Source organism: Chloroflexota bacterium (assembly GCA_016197225.1).
Taxonomy (GTDB): domain Bacteria; phylum Chloroflexota; class Anaerolineae; order Anaerolineales; family VGOW01; genus VGOW01.
In genome coordinates this window covers 1-22,632 of record JACPWC010000111.1, presented here as the reverse complement: position 1 = coordinate 22,632, position 22,632 = coordinate 1, and the positions used below count along the sequence as shown (strand labels likewise).

The 22,632-nt window shown below is 58.1% G+C and carries 22 protein-coding genes; 13 read left to right on the top strand and 9 right to left on the bottom strand.

Going from position 1 to position 22,632, the window contains the following annotated elements:
* Nucleotides 1-645 precede the first annotated feature (645 nt).
* The 6 genes from HYZ49_18115 to HYZ49_18090 all read left to right on the top strand — a co-directional run bounded on the left by HYZ49_18115 (nucleotide 646) and on the right by HYZ49_18090 (nucleotide 10,672).
* Nucleotides 646-798 carry a hypothetical protein gene (locus HYZ49_18115; GenBank protein MBI3244201.1) on the top strand — a complete coding sequence of 51 codons (153 nt, stop codon included), beginning with the start codon at nucleotides 646-648 and terminating at the stop codon, nucleotides 796-798.
* Nucleotides 799-1,346: 548 nt separating this feature from the next.
* Entirely contained in the window at nucleotides 1,347-4,601 is a 3,255-nt protein-coding gene (locus HYZ49_18110; GenBank protein MBI3244200.1) for an SDR family NAD(P)-dependent oxidoreductase, read from the top strand.
* Entirely contained in the window at nucleotides 4,598-7,873 is a 3,276-nt protein-coding gene (locus HYZ49_18105) for an amino acid adenylation domain-containing protein (GenBank protein MBI3244199.1), read from the top strand. Before HYZ49_18110 ends, HYZ49_18105 begins: the two co-directional genes overlap by 4 nt.
* Before the next feature lie 10 nt (nucleotides 7,874-7,883).
* The gene (locus HYZ49_18100) at nucleotides 7,884-8,921 is read left to right on the top strand and encodes a hypothetical protein (GenBank protein ID MBI3244198.1); all 1,038 of its coding nucleotides are present in this window, start codon (nucleotides 7,884-7,886) and stop codon (nucleotides 8,919-8,921) included.
* A gap of 18 nt (nucleotides 8,922-8,939) precedes the next feature.
* Entirely contained in the window at nucleotides 8,940-9,758 is an 819-nt protein-coding gene (locus tag HYZ49_18095; GenBank protein MBI3244197.1) for an alpha/beta fold hydrolase, read from the top strand.
* The gene (locus HYZ49_18090) at nucleotides 9,755-10,672 is read left to right on the top strand and encodes a hypothetical protein (GenBank protein ID MBI3244196.1); all 918 of its coding nucleotides are present in this window, start codon (nucleotides 9,755-9,757) and stop codon (nucleotides 10,670-10,672) included. The genes HYZ49_18095 and HYZ49_18090 overlap by 4 nt, the downstream gene beginning before the upstream one ends.
* A gap of 56 nt (nucleotides 10,673-10,728) precedes the next feature.
* Here the strand turns inward: HYZ49_18090 and HYZ49_18085 are convergent, their stop codons facing one another.
* The 4 genes from HYZ49_18085 to HYZ49_18070 are packed head-to-tail and all read right to left on the bottom strand — an operon-like array spanning nucleotide 10,729 to nucleotide 12,907.
* Nucleotides 10,729-10,998: a cyclic-di-AMP receptor gene (locus HYZ49_18085; protein ID MBI3244195.1), complete on the bottom strand. Its 270-nt coding sequence runs from the start codon at nucleotides 10,996-10,998 to the stop codon at nucleotides 10,729-10,731.
* A 17-nt stretch (nucleotides 10,999-11,015) separates the two neighbouring features.
* Entirely contained in the window at nucleotides 11,016-11,339 is a 324-nt protein-coding gene (locus HYZ49_18080; GenBank protein MBI3244194.1) for a cyclic-di-AMP receptor, read from the bottom strand.
* Between the two features lie 7 nt (nucleotides 11,340-11,346).
* Nucleotides 11,347-11,712 carry a hypothetical protein gene (locus tag HYZ49_18075; GenBank protein ID MBI3244193.1) on the bottom strand — a complete coding sequence of 122 codons (366 nt, stop codon included), beginning with the start codon at nucleotides 11,710-11,712 and terminating at the stop codon, nucleotides 11,347-11,349.
* Nucleotides 11,681-12,907, bottom strand: a complete 1,227-nt coding sequence (locus tag HYZ49_18070) for a cation:proton antiporter (GenBank protein MBI3244192.1) — start codon at nucleotides 12,905-12,907, stop codon at nucleotides 11,681-11,683. Before HYZ49_18070 ends, HYZ49_18075 begins: the two co-directional genes overlap by 32 nt.
* A gap of 68 nt (nucleotides 12,908-12,975) precedes the next feature.
* Here HYZ49_18070 and HYZ49_18065 point away from each other — a divergent pair, with 68 nt between their 5' ends.
* The 5 genes from HYZ49_18065 to HYZ49_18045 all read left to right on the top strand — a co-directional run bounded on the left by HYZ49_18065 (nucleotide 12,976) and on the right by HYZ49_18045 (nucleotide 16,403).
* Complete coding sequence (locus HYZ49_18065; protein ID MBI3244191.1) at nucleotides 12,976-13,590, top strand: MSMEG_4193 family putative phosphomutase; 615 nt, start codon at nucleotides 12,976-12,978, stop codon at nucleotides 13,588-13,590.
* Nucleotide 13,591: 1 nt separating this feature from the next.
* On the top strand, nucleotides 13,592-14,116 hold the full coding sequence (locus tag HYZ49_18060; GenBank protein MBI3244190.1) for a DUF3090 domain-containing protein: 525 nt from the start codon (nucleotides 13,592-13,594) through the stop codon (nucleotides 14,114-14,116).
* A gap of 63 nt (nucleotides 14,117-14,179) precedes the next feature.
* The gene (locus HYZ49_18055) at nucleotides 14,180-14,908 is read left to right on the top strand and encodes an SCO1664 family protein (protein MBI3244189.1); all 729 of its coding nucleotides are present in this window, start codon (nucleotides 14,180-14,182) and stop codon (nucleotides 14,906-14,908) included.
* Nucleotides 14,909-14,936: 28 nt separating this feature from the next.
* Nucleotides 14,937-15,539, top strand: coding sequence for an HAD family phosphatase (locus HYZ49_18050; protein MBI3244188.1), 603 nt, complete (start codon nucleotides 14,937-14,939; stop codon nucleotides 15,537-15,539).
* Between the two features lie 69 nt (nucleotides 15,540-15,608).
* Nucleotides 15,609-16,403: a sugar phosphate isomerase/epimerase gene (locus HYZ49_18045; GenBank protein MBI3244187.1), complete on the top strand. Its 795-nt coding sequence runs from the start codon at nucleotides 15,609-15,611 to the stop codon at nucleotides 16,401-16,403.
* On the opposite strand, the gene HYZ49_18040 is transcribed toward HYZ49_18045, so the two are convergent.
* From HYZ49_18040 to HYZ49_18030, 3 genes are all read right to left on the bottom strand, one after another.
* Entirely contained in the window at nucleotides 16,400-17,662 is a 1,263-nt protein-coding gene (locus HYZ49_18040; protein ID MBI3244186.1) for a hypothetical protein, read from the bottom strand. The two genes, HYZ49_18045 and HYZ49_18040, sit on opposite strands and share 4 nt — an antisense overlap.
* A gap of 108 nt (nucleotides 17,663-17,770) precedes the next feature.
* Nucleotides 17,771-18,229 (bottom strand): hypothetical protein, encoded by a 459-nt coding sequence (locus tag HYZ49_18035; GenBank protein MBI3244185.1) that lies wholly within the window; start codon nucleotides 18,227-18,229, stop codon nucleotides 17,771-17,773.
* Nucleotides 18,230-18,280: 51 nt separating this feature from the next.
* The gene (locus tag HYZ49_18030; protein MBI3244184.1) at nucleotides 18,281-19,216 is read right to left on the bottom strand and encodes a GNAT family N-acetyltransferase; all 936 of its coding nucleotides are present in this window, start codon (nucleotides 19,214-19,216) and stop codon (nucleotides 18,281-18,283) included.
* A 51-nt stretch (nucleotides 19,217-19,267) separates the two neighbouring features.
* On the opposite strand from HYZ49_18030, the gene HYZ49_18025 reads away from it, so the two are divergent.
* The gene (locus HYZ49_18025; GenBank protein ID MBI3244183.1) at nucleotides 19,268-19,696 is read left to right on the top strand and encodes a hypothetical protein; all 429 of its coding nucleotides are present in this window, start codon (nucleotides 19,268-19,270) and stop codon (nucleotides 19,694-19,696) included.
* Nucleotides 19,697-19,715: 19 nt separating this feature from the next.
* Here the strand turns inward: HYZ49_18025 and HYZ49_18020 are convergent, their stop codons facing one another.
* Complete coding sequence (locus HYZ49_18020) at nucleotides 19,716-20,186, bottom strand: HAD hydrolase family protein (protein ID MBI3244182.1); 471 nt, start codon at nucleotides 20,184-20,186, stop codon at nucleotides 19,716-19,718.
* A 263-nt stretch (nucleotides 20,187-20,449) separates the two neighbouring features.
* Here HYZ49_18020 and HYZ49_18015 point away from each other — a divergent pair, with 263 nt between their 5' ends.
* Nucleotides 20,450-22,129: a methylmalonyl-CoA mutase family protein gene (locus HYZ49_18015; protein MBI3244181.1), complete on the top strand. Its 1,680-nt coding sequence runs from the start codon at nucleotides 20,450-20,452 to the stop codon at nucleotides 22,127-22,129.
* A gap of 21 nt (nucleotides 22,130-22,150) precedes the next feature.
* On the opposite strand, the gene HYZ49_18010 is transcribed toward HYZ49_18015, so the two are convergent.
* Nucleotides 22,151-22,594, bottom strand: coding sequence for a hypothetical protein (locus HYZ49_18010; GenBank protein MBI3244180.1), 444 nt, complete (start codon nucleotides 22,592-22,594; stop codon nucleotides 22,151-22,153).
* Between the last annotated feature and the right edge of the window lie 38 nt (nucleotides 22,595-22,632).

Below are 22,632 nucleotides of genomic sequence, written 5' to 3'. Positions count from 1 at the left end.
TTAACAGCCTAAACTAAAAATAGACTTCATAATTGGAATCAGCGTGTTTGATTTGATAGAGTACACTATTTTAGAACATGAAATACTTAAGTTAAAATAAAAAAAATAAAAAATTTAGCCTACCGTAAGCTTACGTAAGCTTTTTTACCGTAATGTTTGAACCTTACGTAAGCTTACGTAATGTTACAAGCTGTCTGACGCCACTGTTTATACAGTGCAGAATTATAACATTTAGTAACTAAATGTTATAATTTATACTAATTCATACAAAGTTTATGAAATTTTATGAAAAAAAAACTTTAGAAATTAAAATTAAAAAAAATATCATAAAATTTTAATATGAATTCAGTGGCTCCAATTATTTAAATTTTATGAAATTTTAGTAATTCATATAAATTCATGTAAACTCAATATTCTGATTCTTCAATGTATCTCTCATGATTAATATGTTTGCATTTAGATTATTTTTATTTAAAAAATATAATACATAAATATACGTGAATATACATATATAATACACAATTTTACGTAAATTTACGTAAAATCGTGTACCAGGACCAGCACTGTATATGTTATTTGAATTAAATTTTATAAAGATTTTGTTGTGACGCCGAACATCGTTCGAATAATTTAGGAGAAATAAAGATGCATCCATTTTTAAAAGGAGTGGACTGGGAGCATATTAGAGATCGTCCGGCGCCATATTTGCCTACAATAAAATCAATCGATGACACTTCTAATTTTGACGAATTTCCAAATGAAGATCTTGATTTAGGTTTGATTTTTGCTATTAAATAAACTATTTTATTCTAATATTCCAAATAACCACAGTTTCTGTTTAAGAACATAACTATTATTACAAAAATATAAAAAATGTTATAAACATACTAATTTAATATTTTTTTTAATTTATAAAGATCCTCCAAGTATTGCTGATAATGATTTAAGAAAACAGGATTACGTGTTTGTCAATTATACATATAGAAGATTTTATAATTTGACTCAAAAATATCAAAAATAAAATAATAATTAGATAATATTTTCCGGTATTTATCAAAATATGTTCTATATTTTTATTCTTTCGTTTAATACTTTATTATTTGTATTTGATTTTAAAAAATTAACTAACCTCATTTTAAATAAAAATGGTAACACTATATTTTTTGTTTTGTTTTTTAATTATTTAATAAAATTATTCCTTGTATTTAATAATCAATAACTTTTTTTAATCAAATTTTTGAGAACGTTTAATAGATATTATTTATATTATAGTTTATGAACTAAAAAATAAAAAAATTAAAATTAAGGAAAAAATTCCCTAAAAAGTTAGGCGGAGCCTGAGCGAGTTGGGCGTGGAATATGGGCCGACGTTTCAGGGTGTGAAGAAGTTGTGGCGCGGTGAGGCCGCCGCCTGGGGCGAGATTCGACTCGCCCCGGAGGCCGGCGAGGCCTCGTCGTTCCATCTGCACCCGGCTTTGCTGGACGCCGCCTTTCACGTAGTGGGCGTGGCCTTGCCGCGTGTGGCAGAGGGCGAGGGCGACGTTTACCTGCCGGTTGGCATGGGACGCCTGACGGTTTATGCCTCCGGCCAGGCCGGCGCCTGGGCGCGGGTGACGGCCCAGCCGGGCCACGAGACGGTGACGAGCGACCTGGAACTGTTCGACGAGACGGGCCAGCTTGTGGCTGAATTACGAGGGCTGACACTCAAACGCGCCTCGCGGCAAGCCCTGCGAAGCGCGCTCGGCTCGCAGAAGAGTCTGGCCGATTGGTTCTACGAAACGGCGTGGCGGCCCAAAGCATTGAGCGAGCCAAAAGAAAATGCAAAAGGCAGTTGGCTGGTCTTTGCCGAGCGCGGCGGGCTGGGCGAGGCGCTGGCGGCTCAACTGAAGGAGCAGGGCGTAACGTGTGACGTGGTTCTGGCGGGTGAGTCATTCGCGGCGCTGGATGCCGGGCGCTGGCAGGTCAACCCCGCTCGCCCCGAAGACTTCGCGCAATTGAGGCGTGAGTGCGGCCCGCGAGACGGCGTTGTGTATTTGTGGAGCGCCGACACCGACGGCGACTCGCCTGAAGCCGTGGCTGTTTCCGTTTTGCACCTGGTGCAGGCAATGGCGAGCGGCGAGACCAAGCCCGGCCTGTGGCTGGTCACGCGCGGCGCGCAAACAGTGGCGGGCAAGGGCCACTCGTTAAATCAGTCGCCGGTGTGGGGTTTGGGCAAGACCATCGCTCTCGAATATCCCGACTTGCATTGCATACGCCTTGACTTGGACCCGGCGGGTGAAACCGATGAGGTCAAGTCGCTGTTGGCCGAAGTTGTGGCCGGGGATGGCGAGCCGCAAGTTGCAAGGCGCAATGGCGCGCGCCATGCCGCCCGGCTGGCCCGGACGAAAACAAAAGCGGCCCAACCGTTTGAGTTCGCCTTCACCTCGCGCGGCGTGCTGGACAACATTGTGCTTCGCCCGCTCACCCGCCGCCAGCCGGGGCCGGGCGAAGTGGAAATCCAGGTGCGGGCCTCGGGCCTCAACTTCCGTGATGTGTTGAACGTGCTGGGGATGTATCCGGGTGATCCTGGCATCCCCGGCACCGAGTGCGCCGGCGTGGTGGCGGCAGTGGGCGAAGGGGTGGCCGACTTAAAGGTGGGCGACAGTGTGGTGGGCGTTGCCACCGGCGCGTTCAGTTCCTATGCCATCGCCCGCGCCGCCCTGCTTGCGCCCAAGCCCGACACGATGAGCTTTGCCGAAGCGGCCACGATCCCGATTGCCTTCATGACTGCGCTCTACGGCCTCAAGCATCTGGCAAAGATGAAGCGCGGGGCGAAAGTGTTGATTCATGCGGCGGCGGGCGGTGTGGGGCTGGCGGCAGTGCAATTAGCCAAACAGGCCGGGGCGGAAATTTTCGGCACGGCGGGTTCCCCTGAGAAACGGGCCTTCCTCAAGTCGCTGGGCGTCCAACACATTATGAGTTCGCGCACGCTCGACTTCGCCGACGAGATCACGAAGATCACCGGCGGCCAGGGCGTTGATATTGTCCTCAATGCCCTCGCCGACGACTTCATCACCCGGAGCGTGTCGGTGCTGGCCGAAGACGGGTGCTTCCTTGAGATCGGCAAGCGCGGCATTTGGACTGAGGAGCAAATGAAGGCGGTGAAGCCGGGGGTGACGTACTTCCCTTACGATCTATCTTACGTTCTGACGAACGACGTGCCGCTGTGGCAATCCATGTTGCGCGAGTTGATAGCCGGCTTTGCCAGTGGGGCGCTTACCACCTTGCCGCTTCATGCCTTCCCCGCTCACGAAATCACCGACGCCTTCCGCTTCATGGCTCAGGCCAGGCACACCGGCAAGGTCGTCATCATTCATCACCCGACCGGCGACGTGGCGCATGAGAACGCGACCTATCTGATCACCGGCGGCCTGGGCGGCCTGGGCCTCAAAGTGGCGCAGTGGATGGTGGGGCAGGGCGCTCGTCACCTGGCATTGGTGGGCCGCAGTGGCGCGGCAGGCTCGTCCGGCGAGGCTGTGAGTGAGATGGAGAGAACCGGAGCGCAGGTCAAAGTATTCAAGGCCGACATCTCGCAGAAAGAGCAAGTGGCGAAGGTGCTGGCCGAGATCGCTCACACCATGCCGCCTCTGCAGGGCATTGTTCACGCCGCCGGCGTGCTGGACGATGGCATGCTGGCCCAACAAGACCGCGACCGTTTTGCCAGAGTGCTGGGGCCAAAGGTGAACGGGGCAACCGCCTTGCACGAATTGACTCACGGCTTGCCGTTGGATTTTTTTGTGCTGTTCTCGTCGGCGGCTTCCCTGTTGGGCGCGGCAGGCCAGGGCAACTACGCGGCGGCCAACGCTTTTATGGACGCTCTGGCGCATGCCCGCCAGGCCCAGGGCCTTCCGGCCCTCAGCCTGAACTGGGGCGCATGGTCAGAGGTGGGCATGGCTGCGGCCCAGAGTGAGCGTGAGCAACGCCGCTGGGCCAGCCAGGGCATGGGGCTGATCTCGCCCGATCAAGGCATGCAAGCTTTTGGCGAAGCTCTCCGGTTGAGTCTGGCGCAAGCCGGCATCCTGCCCATTCATTGGCCCAGGCTGACCAGGCAATTCAACGGCAACGTGCCACACCTCTACCAGGAACTTGCCGGTGAGTCCGCCTCTGCCGACTCGGGTGGGCGGGCCGTCTCCGGGCCGGATGTGATGAAGCAGTTGGAAGCCGCCGCGCCCGAAGAACGCTACGACTTGTTGCTTGTTCACGTTCAGGAACAGGTGGCCAGGGTGTTCGGACTCGATCCGGCCAAACCGTTGGATCGGCGGCAGGCCCTGGCCGAGATGGGCATGGACTCGTTGATGTCCGTCGAACTCAAGAACCGGCTTCAATCCAGCCTCGGGCGGTCTCTACCCACAACGCTGGCCTTTGACCATCCGACCATTGAAGCCCTGGCCGGTTATCTGGCAACCGAAGTGCTGGCTCTGGGCGGGACGCCGATGATGCCGGTAGTGGCTGGCAATGGCGACGGGCAGGCCGAAGTTGCGATCAGCGTGGACGAGCTTTCAGATGATGAGGTCAACTCAATGCTCAATGCAATGTTGGCGGATGGTGGAACCCAAATATGAGCGATGCTTCGCAATCAATTGCCGCGCTCTCGCCTCAAGAAAAGCGGGAGCTTCTAAAGCAACTTCTTCAGGAAAAGGCAAACAAAGCCAGGGCGGCCTCGCCGCTTTCCTACGGCCAACGGGCGCTGTGGTTCGTCTATCAACTCGCGCCGGAGAGCGCCGCCTACAATGTCTCCTTTGCAGTCCGCATCCGCTCAAAGGTGGACGTTCCGGCGCTGGGGCGCGCCTTCCAGGCGCTCGTCGCCCGCCATGCCTCGTTGCAGGCTGTCTATACCGTTCTCGACGACGAGACGGTTCAGGAGATTCACGGCCAGCGCGAGATTGCGCTTGAAGCGATTGACGTTTCAGGTTGTAGTAAAGACGAGTTGAGCGAGCAAGTAGTGGCCCATTATCGCCGTCCGTTTGATCTGGAGCAGGGGCCGGTGGTTCGTCTCAATCTTTTTGTGCGCTCAGAAACCGACCACGTTCTGCTCATGGCGGTGCATCACATCTCGGTTGACGGCTGGTCAATTGGGATTCTTCTCGATGAAGTTTACGCGTTTTACCTGGCTGAGTTGACGGGCGTGCCGCCTTCTCTGCCGCCGGTTGCCGTCCAGTACACCGACTTCGTCCGGTGGCAGGAGGAACTGCTGGCCGGGCCGGATGGCGAACGCTTGCGGAACTACTGGCTCCAGAAGCTCGCGGGTGAACTGCCCGTGCTGAACCTGCCGACCGACCGGCCACGCCCGACGGTGCAAACCTATCGAGGAACGAGTTGTGAGTTCAATCTGAATGAAGCGCTGGTTCAGCCCTTGAAAGCACTGGCAAAAGCTGAAAGAACAACGCTCTACACCGTCATTCTGGCGGCTTTCCACGCATTGCTCCATCGTTACACCGGCCAGAATGACATCGTGATAGGGTCGCCCACCGTTGGCCGGAGCCGGACGGAGTTTCAACGTGTCGTCGGTTACTTCGTCAATCCAGTGGCTTTGCGCGCCGATTTCACCGGCAACCCCACCTTCAGAGCCTTCCTGGGTCAGATGCGGCAAACCGTGTTGGAGGCGCTGGCGCATCAAGACTATCCGTTTCCGCTCCTCGTCGAGCAACTTCACGTCAAGCGCGACCCCAGCCGCTCGCCTGTCTTTGAAGTGATGTTCAACTTGCAGAAAGTAGCCCGGCTGGGCCTGGCCGCCGATCTCCTGACTCCCCATGGCAAGGAAACTTCAACGACGATCGGCGGGCTTGAGTTGTTGCCGTTTATCATGCATCAGGAAGAAGGCCAGTTTGACCTGGCCGTGGATACGGCGGAGACGGACACTGCCTTGTTGGGCGTGATCAAGTACAACACCGATTTGTTCGACGCGCCGACGATTGCCCGGCTGGCCGGCCACTTCCGAACGTTGCTGGAAGGAATCGCCGCCGATCCTGACCGGCCTCTCTCAGACTTGCCGCTGTTGGCTGAATCCGAACGGCATCAACTACTGGCGGCGTGGAACGATACCGCCGCCGATTACCTGAAAGACCTCTGTGTTCATCAGCTCTTTGAATCTCAGGTTGAGCGGACTCCCGACTCTGTCGCCGTCGTTTTTGAAGATCGGTCGTTGACGTACCGCGAGTTGAACGAGCGGGCGAATCAACTGGCCGGACACTTGAGCGGACTGGGCGTGAAGCCGGGGGTTTTAGTCGGTATCTGTGTCGAACGCTCTTTGGACATGATGATTGGTTTGCTCGGCGTTCTCAAAGCCGGGGGCGCGTACGTGCCGCTGGACCCGGCTTACCCCAAAGAGCGGCTGGCCTTCATGCTGGCCGACAGCCAGGCGTCGGTGCTGGTGACGCAACAAGCGTTGGTCGAAATCTTTGCCGATCATCAAGTGCAAGTGGTTTGCCTGGATGCCGATTGGCCCGCCATCGCCCAATCTCCAATAACCACGCGGAGCGTCCAATCTCTAATCTCTCCCGACCACCTGGCCTACGTCATCTACACCTCCGGCTCAACCGGCAAGCCCAAAGGCGTTCAAATTCGGCATCAGTCTCTTGCCAACTTTCTGCATTCAATGCGCCGCCAGCCGGGGCTGACACAAGACGACATCCTGCTTGCCGTCACCACCCTGTCGTTCGACATCGCCGGCCTGGAACTGTTCCTGCCGCTGATCACAGGCGCGCGGGTGGTTATCGTCAGTCGCGAGGCCGCCTCTGACGGCGCGCAGTTGCTTGAAACCCTGACCTCTTCGGGCGCGACAGTCATGCAGGCGACGCCCGTCACCTGGCGCTTGCTCCTGGATGCCGGCTGGCAGGATGGCAGCAGACTCAAGGCGTTGTGCGGCGGCGAGATTCTGCCACGCGACCTGGCTCAGAAATTGCTGGGGCAGGGCGTTGAGTTGTGGAATGTTTACGGCCCTACCGAAACCACCATCTGGTCTACGCTTTATCAGGTCAAAGAGGCAAACGGCCCCATTCCGGTTGGCCGCCCAATCGCCAACACCACCATTTACGTGCTGGATCAGAATCGCCAGCCGGTTCCTGTTGGCATATCCGGTGAGTTGTATATCGGCGGCGACGGCCTGGCCCAGGGTTACCTCAACCGCCCCGACTTGACCGCCGAACGATTTGTCTCACACCCCTTTAGCGACAGGCCGGGCGAGCGCCTCTACCGAACCGGAGACTTAGCTCGTTATCTCCCGGACGGCAACATTGAAATTCTTGGCCGCATTGATCATCAAGTCAAAGTGCGCGGCTTCCGCATCGAGTTGGGCGAGATCGAAGCCGTGCTGGCCGGGCACCCGGCGGTCAAAGAAAACGTCGTCGTCGTCCGCGAAGACGCGCCCGGCGACAAGCGGCTGGTGGCCTACGTGGTTCCCGCCTCGGAGCAAAAACCCGCCGCCCGCGAACTTCGCCGCTACCTGCGCGAGCAACTGCCCGATTACATGGTGCCTTCGGCGTTTGTGACTCTCACTGCCTTGCCCCTCACGCCCAACGGCAAAGTGGATCGCAAGGCTCTGCCTGCGCCGGAGCGGGAGCGGCCCGCCGCCTCAGTCGGCTCGACTCAAGTGCTCACCCCGACCGAGTCGCTTGTAGCCAAAGTCTGGCAGGAAGCGTTGAAAGTGGATCAAGTGAGCGTGTACGACAACTTCTTCGACCTGGGCGGGCACTCATTGCTGTCGGTTGAGGTGATGACCCGCTTGCAAAAGGAAACGGGAGTCAAATTGAATCTGGCTTATATCCGTTTGCAAACACTTGGGCAATTGGCGGCCATGTACGACGAGCACCGGCAGGCGTTGCCACAAACACAATAGGGGCCAGACAGTGCAAGCTAATCATTCAAGACGGCGTTTTTTCATTATTGCTCTGGCCGGCCTGGCCCTGGCAGTTCTGGGGGTCATTCGAGTTCGCCAGTGGTTGCTTACGCCTTTCGGCGGCGAAGCCGCGCCAACTCCCACGCCTGCCACGTTCACGGCGGCTTCCACCGCCGAACCCGTCGCCGGCTTTGGCGTCATGGGCGACAGCCTCTCCGACGAATATCGGGCCGACAACAATCGCGGCGAGCCGTACACGGCCACCACCCTCAACTGGATGGAGCAGTTAGTCCTGCGGCGCGGCTTGAATTTTGGCGAGTGGGGCGCGCGCGACGAACCGCGCCGCGCCGGCTACGAATACAACTGGGCGCGCGCCAGCGCCACAGCCCACAGCCTGATCGAGTCGGGCCAGCATTTGGGCCTGGCCCGGCAGGTGGCGAATGGCGAAGTCTCGCACGTTTTGATGTGGGTCGGCGCGAATGATTTCGCAATCTGGAACGGCACTTACAAGGAGATTTACGACGGCGCGCTGAGCGACGACGCTCTGCAGGCGAAGGTTGAGGGCATGATTGCCGACATCACCCTTGCCGTTGACACGGTGTTGGCCGCCGGGCCGGTGCGAATGGTCGTCGTCACCATTCCCGACATCAGTATAACCCCGGACACGATCCTCACCTTCCCCAATCAGGCCGGGCGGCAGCGCGCCGCCGGGGCAATTGCCGAAGTGAATGCCGCCGTCGTCGCCCTGGCTGACTCGCGAGATATTGTCGTCGTAGACGCAAACGGGGCGCTGGCCGTCCTGCAACCCCGGTTTGATAAACTTGGCAACATTCACATTGGCGGCGAGTTGATCAACTTTTTTGCCAAAGGCAATGAGCCGCACAACGGGCGGCTCGACGATGTCGTCGGCCACCCCGGCACTGCCCTGTCTGGCCTGCTAGCCAACATCGTTTTTGTCGAACCCTTCGACGCTCACTATGGCTTGAACATCACCCTTTTGAGTGACAACGAGATTTTAGAAGACGCCGGCTTGCGGCTCGCGCCCTGATTCATGGAGACAAAACCAATGACCTCTAACGCGCCTGAGCGCGACAGCGTACCCTTCTTTTTTGGCCCGCCCGGCAAAGCCCTCTTTGGCAACTACCACGAGTCTGCGCCCGGCCAGGATCGCGATTGCGGCATTCTCCTGTGCGCCCCCGCCGGCCAGGAATACATTCGCTCGCATCGCGCCTTCCGCCAGTTGGCCCTCCGGCTCTCAAGGGCCGGCTTCCCCGTTCTGCGTTTTGATTATTACGGTTGCGGCGACTCGAACGGCGACGATGATCAAGGCCACCTGACTCAATGGCTGGCGGATATTGCCGCCGCCGGCGCCGAACTCAAAAAACGATCCGGGGCCGACCGCCTCTGTTTAATAGGCCTTCGCCTCGGCGCGGCGCTGGCCCTGCTGGCCGCCGCCCGGCGCAACGACCTGGACGGCCTCGTCTTGTGGGAAGCGGCCATCAACGGGCGAACCTATGTTGACGAACTGGCCGTCCAGCATCGCGACACATTGTGGCGCTACTTCGCCCAGCCCGAGCAACACGCCAACGGCCACCGGCCTTCTGAATTGCTGGGTTTCCCGCTCACCGAAACCATATGGGCCGATCTGGAAAAGCTGGACTTGCTGACAGTGCGCCAGAAACCGGCCAGCCATGTTCTGCTGATCGAAAACAGTGAAGACCCGGCGGCTGAGCAACTCGGCCAACACCTGAGGGGCCTGGGCTGCCAGGTGAACTATCAACACATTCCCGGCCCCCGAATTTGGGCCGAAGACCCGGACAAAGCCCTGGTGCCGCAACAGGTTTTGCAGGCCATTGTGGCCTGGGCCAGCGAGGCCCTTCCATGATGAAAGAAACCGTCGTCACCTTGGGCAACTCGAAATCGCTGGTCGGCATCCTCACCGACCCGCTGCAAAAACGCGACGGCCTGCCCGCCGTCGTCATTCTCAACGCCGGGTTGATTCATCGAGTCGGCCCCAACCGCCTCTACGTCAAGCTGGCCCGCGCTCTGGCCGGGCTGGGCTTTGTCGTCCTTCGCTTCGATCTGTCCGGTATCGGCGACAGCAACCCGCGAAGCGATCATCTGACCTTCGACAAAAGCTCCATGGAAGAATCACAGGAAGCCATGAACTTTCTGACTCAAGCCAGAGGGGTGAAGCATTTCCTGTTCATGGGGCACTGCTCGGGGGCCATCAACTCTTATCGCATCGCCACCCTGGACTCGCGGGTGATCGGAGCGGCGCTGATTAATATCGAAGGTGTCGGCGAGGCCTGGAAGGAATTTGATCGCAAGCGCAAGCTGGCCCAGTATTATCAAAACTATTATGGCAAAGGCGCGCTGACCAGCCGCGAAAAATGGATCAAGCTCTTCACCGGCAAAGCCGACTATGGAAGCATCGCCCGCAACGTGTTCCAGAACATCATCTGGAACCGCGTCTCGGCGCTGGGCTTCCGCCTCAAGGGCCTGTTTGCGCGCCCGGCCCAGCCGGAGCAGGCCGCCCCTGAGGAGAACGCGGCGGCGGACATGCGCGCTCTGCTAAAGCGTGGCGCACGGTTGTTGTTCATCCATCCTGAAGGAAGCACCGGCCACGAATTTGTCCGCGCCACCCTTGGCCCGGTTTACGATGAGTTTCGCGCTTCGGATAATTTTAAAGTTGAGCTTATCCCGCAGTGCGATCATCTCTTTACTTTGCTGGCGAATCAACAACAGGTGCTGGGCGTCATTCAGAAATGGGCGCAACGGCAAATTGCGCCGGCCTGACCCGCCTCAACTCACTTCAAAATGCAAAGGACGCAAAGAGGCATTATCCCGCCCGGCTAAATTTGCTCATACCGGGCCGCGTTCAACACAAAGATCGTTGCCCGGTGACTGCCATCAGCAGGGGCCGGGCCGCAAGCCGACTTGAGGGTGCTGATCACGGCGTCCACTTTGTCGGCTTCAACGCCGATGATGAGGGTGGTGTTGCCTTGCCGGAAGAACGCGCCGGTGCTGGCTACACGGGTGGCCCGGAAGTTGGCGCCCACCAGCGCCTCAATCACAGCGCCGGCGTCACTGTCACGAATGATGGCAATAATCAATTTGAACATGTCGGCCTCTTTTTAACTTAGATTTCCTCGTACCGTTCCACATCGCACAGAAACACGGTCGCCCCGCCAACTTCCACTTCCACCGGAAAGGCGGAGGCCAGTTGGGCCACTTCGAGTTGAGCCGGAACGTAGGTGGTTCGCCGCTGGCAGGTGGCGCGCAGGGCGTCCATCACTTCGCCCAACTTGCCGGGCGGGATGGCGGCCCACAGCGCCGTGTTGCCCTGCCGCAAAAAACCGCCCGACGAGGCGATGCGCGACACATTTTTCAGGCTGATAGCTTTTAGTTGTTCGATGGCGGCTTCGGCGTCTTCGGATTGGACGATGGCGAGCATGGCTTGCATGGCGGCCTCACTTTCGTTTTGTTCGCCCGGGTTGCAGGCCCCAGACGCGGGTGACGGGGGTGACGAACAGAATGCCGGTGTTGGGTTCGGCCAGTTGGCCCAAAATAGTTTCGGTGGCGGCGACCAGACGATTGAGATCAAAGTCGTCGGCGATGACCGAGAAGATGGTGCGGTGGCGCTCCTCGGCGCTTTGCAAGAGGTCGGCTAACGAAGGGAAGAGCGGCAGGTCGTCGCGCGTTTCGCCGGGAAGCAGGTGGCCAAGACCACTGCTGTCGAGGATCGTCACGCCAGTAATACCGGCGTCTACCCAGGCGTTGAGCACGTCTGTTAATTTTGTCGGATCATGAATGATCAGCACGGCGAGTTGCGGCATTTCTCAAAACCTTTTCTTGAAAGGCAAAACGTAACAGGACAGGCGCAATCAAAGTGGTGAACAGAACCATCACCAGCACGACCGCGAAGACGTTGTTTTCAATGAAGCCGGTGCTGATGCCCACCCCGGCCACGATGAGGCCGACTTCGCCGCGTGAGACCATGCCTGCGCCCACTCGCCACGCCTCAGGCCAGGTCATGCCGCCCAGTTTCGCGCCCAGGCCGCTACCCAGCAGTTTGGAAACGACGGCGATGAGGCAGATGACGACAGCCAGGCCGAGGTCGGCGCTGGAGAGTTCGCGCAAGTCAGCGGCCAGGCCGATGCTGACCAGAAAGATGGGAACGAAGAACGAGTAAGCCAGGGTGTGGATGCTCTCGGCGATCTGTTTTCGCAGGTGACTGCGCCCCAAAGCCGCCCCGGCAATGAAAGCGCCGGTGATGGCCGCCACGCCGCCCATAACCTCTGAAGCCCAGGCGAAGATGAGGGCCATGACGATCACGGCGGTCGTTGCGCCTTCGCTCACCGGCAGGCGGTCGGCCCAGGCGGCGAGGCGCGGCAGTAGCCACTGGCCGACGAAAAATGCGGCGACGAGGAAGATCAGCATCCGGGCGATGATCCAGATGAGGCCGCCGGCGCCGCCCGTTCCGGTGTTGGCGATGAGGGCGACGAAGGCTGAGAGGGCGGCGATGGCTAAGACATCGTCCACGACTGCCGCGCCGAGCAGGGTGAGGCCTTCGCGCGAGCGCAGGCGGCCAAGCTCCATGAGCGTTTGGGCCGAGATGCTGACCGAGGTGGCGCTGAGGACGATGCCGATGAAGAAGCTGTGGGCCAGATCGTAGCCAAACGGAAGCGCGGCGGCGGCCCCGAGCAAAATGGGGACTATCACACCCAACGTTCCGGAAAACACGGCGGGCCGACCGGCTTTGAGGAAGTCGTCAATATGAATCTCCAGCCCGGCGGCGAACATGAGGAAGATCACGCCAATCTCGCCCAATTCACGCACGGTGTCCAGCGCATGCGCGTCGTGAAAATAGGGCAGGTCGAAGAGGTTGAGGAGTGACGGGCCGAGGAGGAGGCCGACGAGCAGTTCGCCCATGACGGCGGGCTGGCCAAGCCGGTTGGCAACGAAGCCGGCCAGTTTGGCGGCGGCGATGACGAGCGCCAGGCTTGCTAACAATGGGAGTGTGTTCTGCATCGTTGCGGCTATTATAGTCGAATGCAGTGGTAAAATCAGTCAAACCTTGCAAACTTTGACGGGCATAGATGACAGATATTTTATTGATCCGCCACGGCGAGAATGAGTACACGCGAAAAGGGAAGTTGGCCGGTTGGACGCCGGGCGTGCATTTGAATGAGACGGGCCGGGCGCAGGCCGAGGCGTTAGCCGAACGGTTGGCGAAAGCGCCTATCAAAGCCATTTACAGCAGCCCGCTGGAGCGGGCGCTGGAAACGGCTAGACCTTTGGCGAAGTCCTTGAAGCTGTCAATCCAAAAGTATGAAGGGATTGGCGAAGTGCGTTATGGCGATTGGACGGGCAAGAGTCTGAAGATGTTGGCCCGGACGAAACTGTGGAAGGTGGTTCAACGTCTGCCGTCGGCGATGGCGTTCCCTAACGGCGAGACTTTGCGCGAGGTGCAAGGGCGGGCGATGGCCGCTCTGGAGGGGATTGCCCGCAAACATCCAAAAGACCTGGTGGCTTTGTTTTCGCACGGCGACGTGATTAAGCTGGCGGTGGCGTACTATCTGGGGATGCCGCTGGATACGTTTCAGCGGATCATGATCAGCACCGGCTCGATCACCGCCATCCGCGTGCCGCCCGGCGGCGCGCCGATGATCCTGCGCGTGAACGAACAACCGACAATAGCGGGGAAGAAGTAAGATGGGCCAAGTGATCGATCTCAATCCGTTAAAACGACTCACCACCGGCGCGATGGGCAAGCCGGGCCAGCGTGTGTTCTACCTTCAGGGCCAGACCGAGTCGCGAACGGTGACGCTGATCTGCGAGAAACAGCAGGTGCAGTCGTTGGGCGTGGGTCTGGAGCAATTCGTTCAGGAGCTTCAGGTCAAGTTTCCGCATTTGCTCACACCCACCGGCAGTTACTTTGAAGCCGACATGGAATTGCTGGAGCCGCTGGAGCCGCTTTTCCGGGTGGGGCAGATCGGGCTGGGCTACGACGAAGACACCGACCACGTGGTTATTGTGGCTCAGGAGGCTCAAGCTGAAGAGGCCAACCCCGACGATGCGATCGTCGTCCGGTTCTGGGGCACGCGCTCGCAAATGATGGCCATGGCCCAGTGGGGCATGAGCGTGGCCGCCAAAGGCCGGCCTATTTGCGGCAACTGCCTTCAGCCTATGGACCCCGAAGGCCACTTCTGTCCGCGCCGGAATGGGCACAAATATTAGAGGCTGGAATTTGGAGGTTGGAAACGTCCGACCTTCAATCTCCACGTGAAGCGTCCAGTCTCCATGACGTCCCAACCCCTCACCGCCTCTCGCGTGCTCGAAGTGCTAAGCCGGGGCAAAATGGAAATGGAGGGCCTCCTGCCCTGGGGCTCCAATTACACTTTCCTCGTCTACATCTTATACGAAGATTTGCGCCTGCCCGCCGTTTACAAACCGGCGCGTGGTGAACGGCCTTTGTGGGATTTCCCCGACAGCACGCTTTACAAACGGGAGACCGCCGCTTATGTGGTGTGCAGTGCGCTGGGGTGGGACTTTGTGCCGCCTACGGTGTGCCGCGACGGCGTTGAGGGGCCGGGGTCGGTGCAATTTTACGTGGACATCGAACCCGAAGCTCACTACTTCAACCTGGCTGACGATCAGAAAGAACCGCTAAAGCGAATCGTGGCCTTCGACATCCTCGTGAACAACGCCGACCGCAAAGGCGGCCATGTCTTGCGCGACTCGAACGGCGTATTGTGGGCCATTGATCACGGCCTGTGCTTTCACGCCGAACCCAAACTTCGCACCGTGCTCTGGGACTTCGCCAGCCAATCCATTCCAGACGAGATCGTCGAATCGCTTCGCAAATTTCGAGCCTTGCTCAGCCCGCCCTCCGACCTGCTGGGCCTCTTGAGCCAGTTGCTAGACAACGATGAAATCGTGGCTCTGCGCCGCCGCGCCGACCGTTTGATTAAGCAAAAGTGTTACCCGGAGCCGGGGCCGGGCCGCAACTACCCCTGGCCGCCTCTTTGATTTTAGGTTGTTGATTTTGGATTGAAGGATGATCAAGGCTGTTATTTTTGATGTAGGGGGCGTGTTATTACGCACTGAAGATTTGAGCGGGCGGCGAAAGTGGGAGGCCCGGTTTGGCCTGAAGGATTGGGAACTGGCCAACGCCGTGTTCAACTGCCCCGCCGCCGAAGCCGCCACCGTTGGCCGGGCCACCGAGGCCGAAGTGTGGGAGTCGGTGCGCCAGCAGTTCAACCTCTCCCAGCCTGAACTCGTCGAACTACGAAAAGATTTTTGGAGCGGCGACCGCTTCGACGACTCTCTGCTCGACTGGGTGACGAGTTTGCGCGGGTGCTATCGCACCGGAATTTTGAGCAATGCCTGGGGTGGCGCGCGCAAGTTTCTCGCCGGCCACCCCAAAATTGTGGCCGCCTTCGAAGAACTGGTGATCTCAGCCGAAGAAGGAGTCATGAAACCTCAGGCCGAGATTTATGCCCGCGCCGTCCAACGCCTGAACGTTCTCCCCTCAGAAGCTGTGTTTGTAGACGATGTGCTGGTGAACATAGAAGCGGCGCAAAAGGCCGGGCTGTTCGGCGTTCACTTCAGGGCCGGAATGGATGTGCCGGGCGCCTTGAAGGAGTTTGGCGTGGCTTGAATATTGTCGCCTAAACGTCTATGTTGCGCCGCCTCAACGCGTGGGGTACAATCCTTTTGGTCGAACATCATGGACAGAGTCTCTCTCGCCTGTGACCACTACAACTTCGAAGAATGCCTGGAGTTAGCCAACGAGTACGGGTTGGGACTCGAAATCCAGACGTTTGCTTATCCCGACGCGCTCGACAATCACCCCGACTGGATTGACGTTTACAAAACGCGGCTGAAAGATTTCGACCGGCCCATTTCCATGCACGGCGCGTTCATGGATATGACCAGCGCCAGCCTCGACGCCAAGATCGTGGCCGTGACTCTGAGCCGCTACCGCCAGAATCTCGACATCGCCGCACAACTCAACGCCCACACCATCGTCTTCCACGCCAACTATCTCACCAACATGCGTAACCTGCCCTTCCGCCGCGCCTGGACGGATCGACAGGTGGCGTTTTGGGGCAAGCTGGCCGAAGAAGCGGGCCGGTTGGGCGTCCGCCTGGCGATGGAGAATATGTGGGAATACGACCCGGCCATCATTGGCGACGTTCTGCGGCAGGTGAACTCGCCGTGGCTGATCGCCTGCCTCGACGTGGGTCACGCCCACTTATTTTCCGACCTGCCCTTCAAGAACTGGCTGGCCGATCTTGGCGGCTTCGTTCAATATGCCCACCTCAACAACAACGGCGGGCGTGTGGACGAGCATCGCGGCTTCGACGACGGCGTGCTCGACTACCGGGCGCTTCTGCCGATGTTGCGCGCCCTGCCGAACCCGCCCAACTTCTCGCTGGAAATAGAAAGCGCCGCGGCGATGCGGCGCAGTTTGCCTTACCTGGATGTGAGAAAGCGGTCGGCGGTGGCAGTGGAGACCTAATCCATCTCCGCCTCTTCCGGGAAGTAGAACGACTCGCCCCGGCGCAGAAACGCGCCCAGCTTAAACCAGATCACCTTTTCATCCTCCAGCGCGTCGGGCCGCTTCAGCCCGAACTTCTCCAGTATTTTGTCGCGATGATAATCGAAAAAGGTTTTGAGGAGACTGCCCATCATTTCGGCGGCGTTGACTGCGCCGCGATATGAGAAGTAGCCCAGCGCCAGCGCCAGCACGCCGCTTCCGAACAACACGACCAGCGGCTGAGTCGCCGGGGCCACCGGCGCCCGGTTCAGGGCCACGATCACGCCCATCACCACCGCCTCGACGGCGGCCACATAGGCCAGAAGCGAGAGGTTGAGCAAGCCGTCCACCATGCCTTTGGCGCTGTCGAGTGGTTGGAGAGTCGCTTCGTCTAATTCGGCCCGCAAGCGCGGCCAGAACAGCACCGAGTCCATCCCGTAACGATCAAACGGATACTCTTCGGCCACAGCCAGCACATTGCCGAGCGCAGTGGGCGTCACCCGGCCCAGGTCGCTGGGCAGGCCGCGGGCGTTGTCTTTGGCTTCGATGCCCTCGTGCAGTTTTTGAATGGCGCGTTTGAGTTGACTCATCTGTTCGCGCATTTCTTTGGAGGTTTGCTTTTCGGGGGCGAAGGCGGGTTTACCTAAAGGCGGCGGGGAGGGTGGGGCCTCGGCCTCGGCTTTGGCCAGCTTTTTCTCCAGCCGGTAGAGACGCAGGTATTCCAACCGTTTGTCGAAGAGGCCGCCGTACAGTTCTTTGCTTTTAGTAGTGTTGCGAGCTTTGAGCGGAGCCAATAGCCAGTTGAGCGGCCAGACAAAGCCTTCGAAGAAGCGCGTGAGTTGGAAAGCGACGGCGTTGAGGCCGATGCCCATGAAGAACGGGACGAGGATAAAGTAGAGCAAGTCCACGCCGAGGAAGGAGATAAGCAGACCCACGAAGTAATCGCCAGCGGAGAGGCCGGAGCCGTCGAGTGAGGCATCCGGTTGAGCGTTCGGGTCCTGAAAACTACCGTCGGGCGAGGGTTCGGCGGGGGCAAACACCTCATTGGCGTTCTTGATGATGTCGGGGCCGGGCCGGTTGAGGGCGAACGGCCCGATGAGGTAAGAGTTGAAGAAGATGAAGGCCAGCGCCGGGAAAAAGTACCAGTAGAAGAAATTACGGTTGAGCGGGTTCTTGACCCAGCCGCTGACGGTGCTACCCACCTGATTGACGATGCTGCTGCTCAAGCCGAGGAATGCCATGGCCTGTCTCCTTCGCGAGAAGACCTGTCAGGTCTCAGCAAACTGTCTGCAATTTTCAAGCTCTGCGCAAGACCTGACAGGTCTTAATCTTATTCCCAATAAAGCCTATTATTCATCCAGCAAAAAGTCGCCAAGCTTGGAAAGGTCGGCGGTTTTGCCGGCGAGTTCGCCGAGTTTGCCGGAGGGCAGGTCGCCGCCGCCACGTTCTATTTTGCCAACAATATATTTGTATTTACCATTTTCCGTAATGACATACAGCTTACTAAAGTTGTCGGCTTTGTTCTTGGCCTCACCTGTGCTCATTGAATTAACATCAATTGTCTCTACTGGTTTGAGAGAGGTGATGGTTTCAATGGCCGTATCAGGAGGGATGTCGCCCGAAGCAATAATCTTGTTAAAGGCGGCGGCGCTGAAGGTGCCATCGGACTTGAGGACGACCAGCGGCCAATTGCTCTGACCGTTTCGCTGTTGCAAAGCGGCAACAGCTATAGACCAGGTAGCGGTGCCTTTGAGGGCAATATGATTGTAAGTAAGGTCTTGCTTTAACGAGTCAATGCGAATAGGCATAACGGTTTTCTCCTGAAGTTGGATGTAGCGGTGATAATAGCACCGTGTGTGCTATGAATGCAAGCGCTTGAGAAAGAGCCGGTGAACGTAATCGAGCGCCGTGGCGTCGGGGTGCTTGAAGTCGGAGGGGGCAAAACAGTGCAGGTGAGTGAGGCCGGAACGGGCGGCGCGGTCGCGGATGGCGGCGAGGAGGCCGGGAGTGAGAGGAGAGCGGGTGAACAAAAACACGTCGGCTAAACCGGGGAAGCGAGGCGACTCTTCGAGTATCAAAGCGGAGCGTTGGCCGTCGAGAGTCAGCCAATAACGCTCGAGTCGCAAGCCTCGCCATTCGGGAAAGTCGGGCGTGGAGTCCGGGCGGGTGCGCTCCCAGTCGTGGGCGGCGTTTTGGTAGCGGCCAAGCGCCAGGCCCCAGCCGCGCACCAGATCGTAGGGCACGTCTGGCAACGGCTCGGCGGTGTAGTTGAGATTGGCCGTCTGGGTCGAAAGTCGAAAGCGAGTATAGATGGCGGCCTGGCGCAGGCCGCGTTTGAAGTAGAAGTCGGGTGCTTCAGCGTGGGCAATGGTGAACGTTTCGCAGTTTTGCTCGTCGGCCAACTCGAATGCTTTTTGCATGAGGAGCGAGCCAAGCCCCTGACCTTGATGATTTCGGTGAACGTAGAGGACGGCGAGGTTGAGGTTGCGGCCAAACGGCGCAGGTTCATCGGCGAGAGTTAACTCGGCCTCGGCCAGGATGCGCCCGTTGAGTTCGGCCACAAAGGGGTAGCCGCCGGCGGCGACCAGCCGCTTCAGGTGGCCGGCGCACGTTTCGGCGTCCATCCAGGGGCCGCCGTTGAGCCAGCGCTGGAAGGGCGTGAGGTCATTGTAACGGGCGGGACGCTCCACGCCGTCCGCGTCCTGGGCCAGCCAGCGCTCGACGGTGGAGCAGTGAACGGCGCTGATGGCCGGGGCATCGGCGACGACTGCCGGGCGAATGATGATCTTCTTCACTTGATTATTTGCCGTGAGCGGTTATTATAATGAACTCAAAGGAGTAACACTATGGAAGAACAAACTGTTGTTGATACGGCTTCAACGGATCTGGATTTGCAGAACGCGATTGACGAGACGTTGTGGTCGCTCGACTCGGTGCGGGTGACCAAGCCGCTTCTCGAAGTGAAAGTGAGCGGCGGGCAGGCGCGGGTGAGCGGGGTGGTGGCGACGGGTGTGATCCAGGAACAAATAGAGGGAGCATTGTTTGACTTGCCCGGTGTGGCCGTTGACCTGATGAACGACGATGCGCTGGAGTATTCGGCGGCCTACGCGCTGGCGACGGACTCGCGCACCCGGCAGATCAAACCGGGCTACCGCCTTGCGGCTCATAACGGCCTTATTCAACTTATAAGCCGCTTCTCGCCCGAAGAACGCGCCGCCGCCGAAGAAGTCATTCGGGCAGTCAAGGGTGTGCGAGGGGTCAGGGTCAACGGCTGAAACGAATTGAATCCGTTGTCTATCTCCTCAGCGTGGCGATGAGGCGCGTCGGGAACTCCAGCAGGTTGAGGGCCTCCACCGGGCCGGGGACAAAAATGTCGGCGGCCTGAAGGGCCTCGACGGCCAGCCCTTCGTCGCCCAGCACGGCGACGCCGATGACGGCGGCCTTGAGCATGGCGGCGTCGTTCGCGCCGTTGCCCATCGCCACCACTTTCTCCGCGCCCAAACCGCGAACGTAGTCGGCTTTCTGCTCGGCCTCGTTCCCCGGTTTGAGGCGCGTTGCTTTTAATCCCAGCATCACGTCAATCGTATCCTGCTTGCCGTAAGTGTCGGCGGTGAGCAAGTGAATCGTCAGCCGGTCTTTGAGGGTGTTGAGCGGCCTGACCGCTTTGTCAATCAGTCGCCCGTCTTTGGCAATCGTGCCGTTCACGTCCAACACCAGATGTTCCAAACGAAGCGAGCCGCGTCCGGGGATGTCGAGATCGATCATGAAGTCTCCTGATGTTTGAACCGCGAAGGCGCGAAGGGCGCAAGGAAGTTAGGGAAATAAAGGAAATTAAGGAAAGTTCCTTGCGCTTTGCGTGTGATTAGAGTTGTCTTGATTCTATTCGCTCCTCTTGATTGTTGCAATGCTATAATCTTTCGAAGTTGGAAATGATGCCCTGGGGTTGCGCCGTCTAATCCGCTAATCACCTTTGCTCTTTCTTGACCCCGATTCTGCGGGGGAAGTTCCCCAGCACAGGAGGCCTTTGAATGTACGATAAAGCCAAACTCGCCAAGCTCCGCGAAGAAGTCGAACGATGGGAAGAAACGTCCCTGCAAAAGACGCTGGCCCGGTTTCCGGAGCGCCGGTCGCAGTTCATCACCACCTCGTCCGAGCCGATCAACCGACTCTACACGCCGCTCGACGTGGCCGATCTCGACTACTTGAGCGATCTCGGCCAGCCGGGCGAGTATCCGTTCACGCGCGGCATTCATCCGACTCTGCATCGCGGCAAGTTGTGGACGATGCGGATGTTTGCCGGGTTCGGTTCGGCAGAAGAAACGAACGCGCGCTTCAAGTACCTGCTCGATCAGGGGCAGACCGGCCTTTCGGTGGCGTTTGATTTGGCGACGCTCATGGGCTACGACACCGACGCGCCCGAAGCCCTGGGCGAGTTCGGCAAGTGCGGCGTGGCTGTCAGTTCGCTCAAAGACATGGAGATTTTGTTCGACGGCATCCCGCTCGACAAAGTGTCCACCAGCATGACCATCAACTCGCCGGCGGCCATCACCTGGGCCATGTACATCGCCGCCGCCGAAAAGCAAGGCGTCCGCCCCGATCAACTGCGCGGCACGATTCAGAACGACATCCTCAAAGAATACATCGCCCAAAAAGAATACATCTTCCCGCCCGAACCTTCGATGCGGCTGGTGGTGGACACGATTGAATTTGGGGCGCGGCACTTGCCACAGTGGAACACGATCAGCATCTCCGGCTATCACATCCGGGAGGCCGGTTCAACCGCCGCTCAGGAATTGGCCTTCACCCTGGCCGACGGCCTCGAATACGTTCGCTGGGGCATTCAACGCGGGCTAGCTGTGGACGAGTTCGCGCCGCGCCTGTCGTTCTTCTTCAACGCTCACAACGACTTCTTTGAAGAGATCGCCAAGTATCGCGCCGCTCGCCGAATCTGGGCGCGCGAACTACGTGAGACCTTTGGCGCTAAAGACCCGCGCTCGTGGCTGATGCGATTCCACACCCAGACGGCAGGCGTGAGTCTGACCGCCCAACAGCCGGAGAACAACATCGTGCGGGTAGCGATCCAGGCCCTGGCCGCCGTGCTTGGGGGAACCCAGAGCCTGCACACCAACTCGATGGACGAAGCGCTGGCCCTGCCCTCGGAGCACGCCGTCACCGTCGCCCTGCGCACCCAGCAGATCATCGCCGAAGAGTCCGGGGTGACCAATACTGTTGACCCGCTCGGCGGCTCATTTTTTATTGAAACGATGACGGACAAAATGGAAGCGCAGGCCCGCGCCTATTTCAAACGCATTGACGATCTCGGCGGGATGTTGCCGGCCATTGACAAAGGTTTCTTCCAGCGCGAAATCTCCGACGCCGCTTATCAATATCAGCGCGAGATTGACGACAAGACGCGCACCATCGTCGGCGTCAACGACTACGTCGAGAACAAGCCGGTTGCGATTCCGATTCTGGAGATGGACCCCAACGGCTACGACCGGCAGGTGAAGCGCCTGCAAGCATTGCGCCGCGAACGCGACAATGGCCGAGTGGGCCAGACTCTCGACCGACTGCGCCTGGCCTGCAACGGCACGGAAAACACCATGCCCTTCATCCTGGACGCCGTGCGGGCTTATGCGACGTTGAGCGAAATTGTGAATGTGATGCGGGAGTCGTTTGGGACTTACGAAGAGCCGACGTGGATGTAGTGACGAACGCCGCCCGGCAAGCTACACCAGCCGCTCCAACTCTTCCCAAATCGGCTGTAACACCCTCACCGCCCGCGCCAGCCGTTTCGACATGGCCTCCAGAACTTCGTCGTTGAACGGCTCGTAAGGCACAGTCTCGTACACCTTCGTCCAGCCTTTGTCCCATTGTTCGGCTTCCCACTGCGGGCCGAGCGTCGCCTTCACTTCAATCATGTGGCGCGAGAAGCCGCGAAGCAGGGCTTCGTTCTCGGCCCGGTCACGGCTCTCGAAGTGCAGGCCGATCTCAAGCAGGCCGCGCCGCTCGCCAAGATTCCAGACTTCGTAGTGCAATCGCGGATTGCGATAGTAAAGCTGGCACAGCCAACCGCGCGTGGCAACCTTGAAGCGGCTGAGTTCGGGCGGCAAGTGCTGGCGCGTGGCGGCGGGCAAGGCCAGCATGAATTGAGAAGAGGTCAGGCGGGGCACGAGTCCATTTTAGCAGTTATTGTGGAGCGATTTGGCAC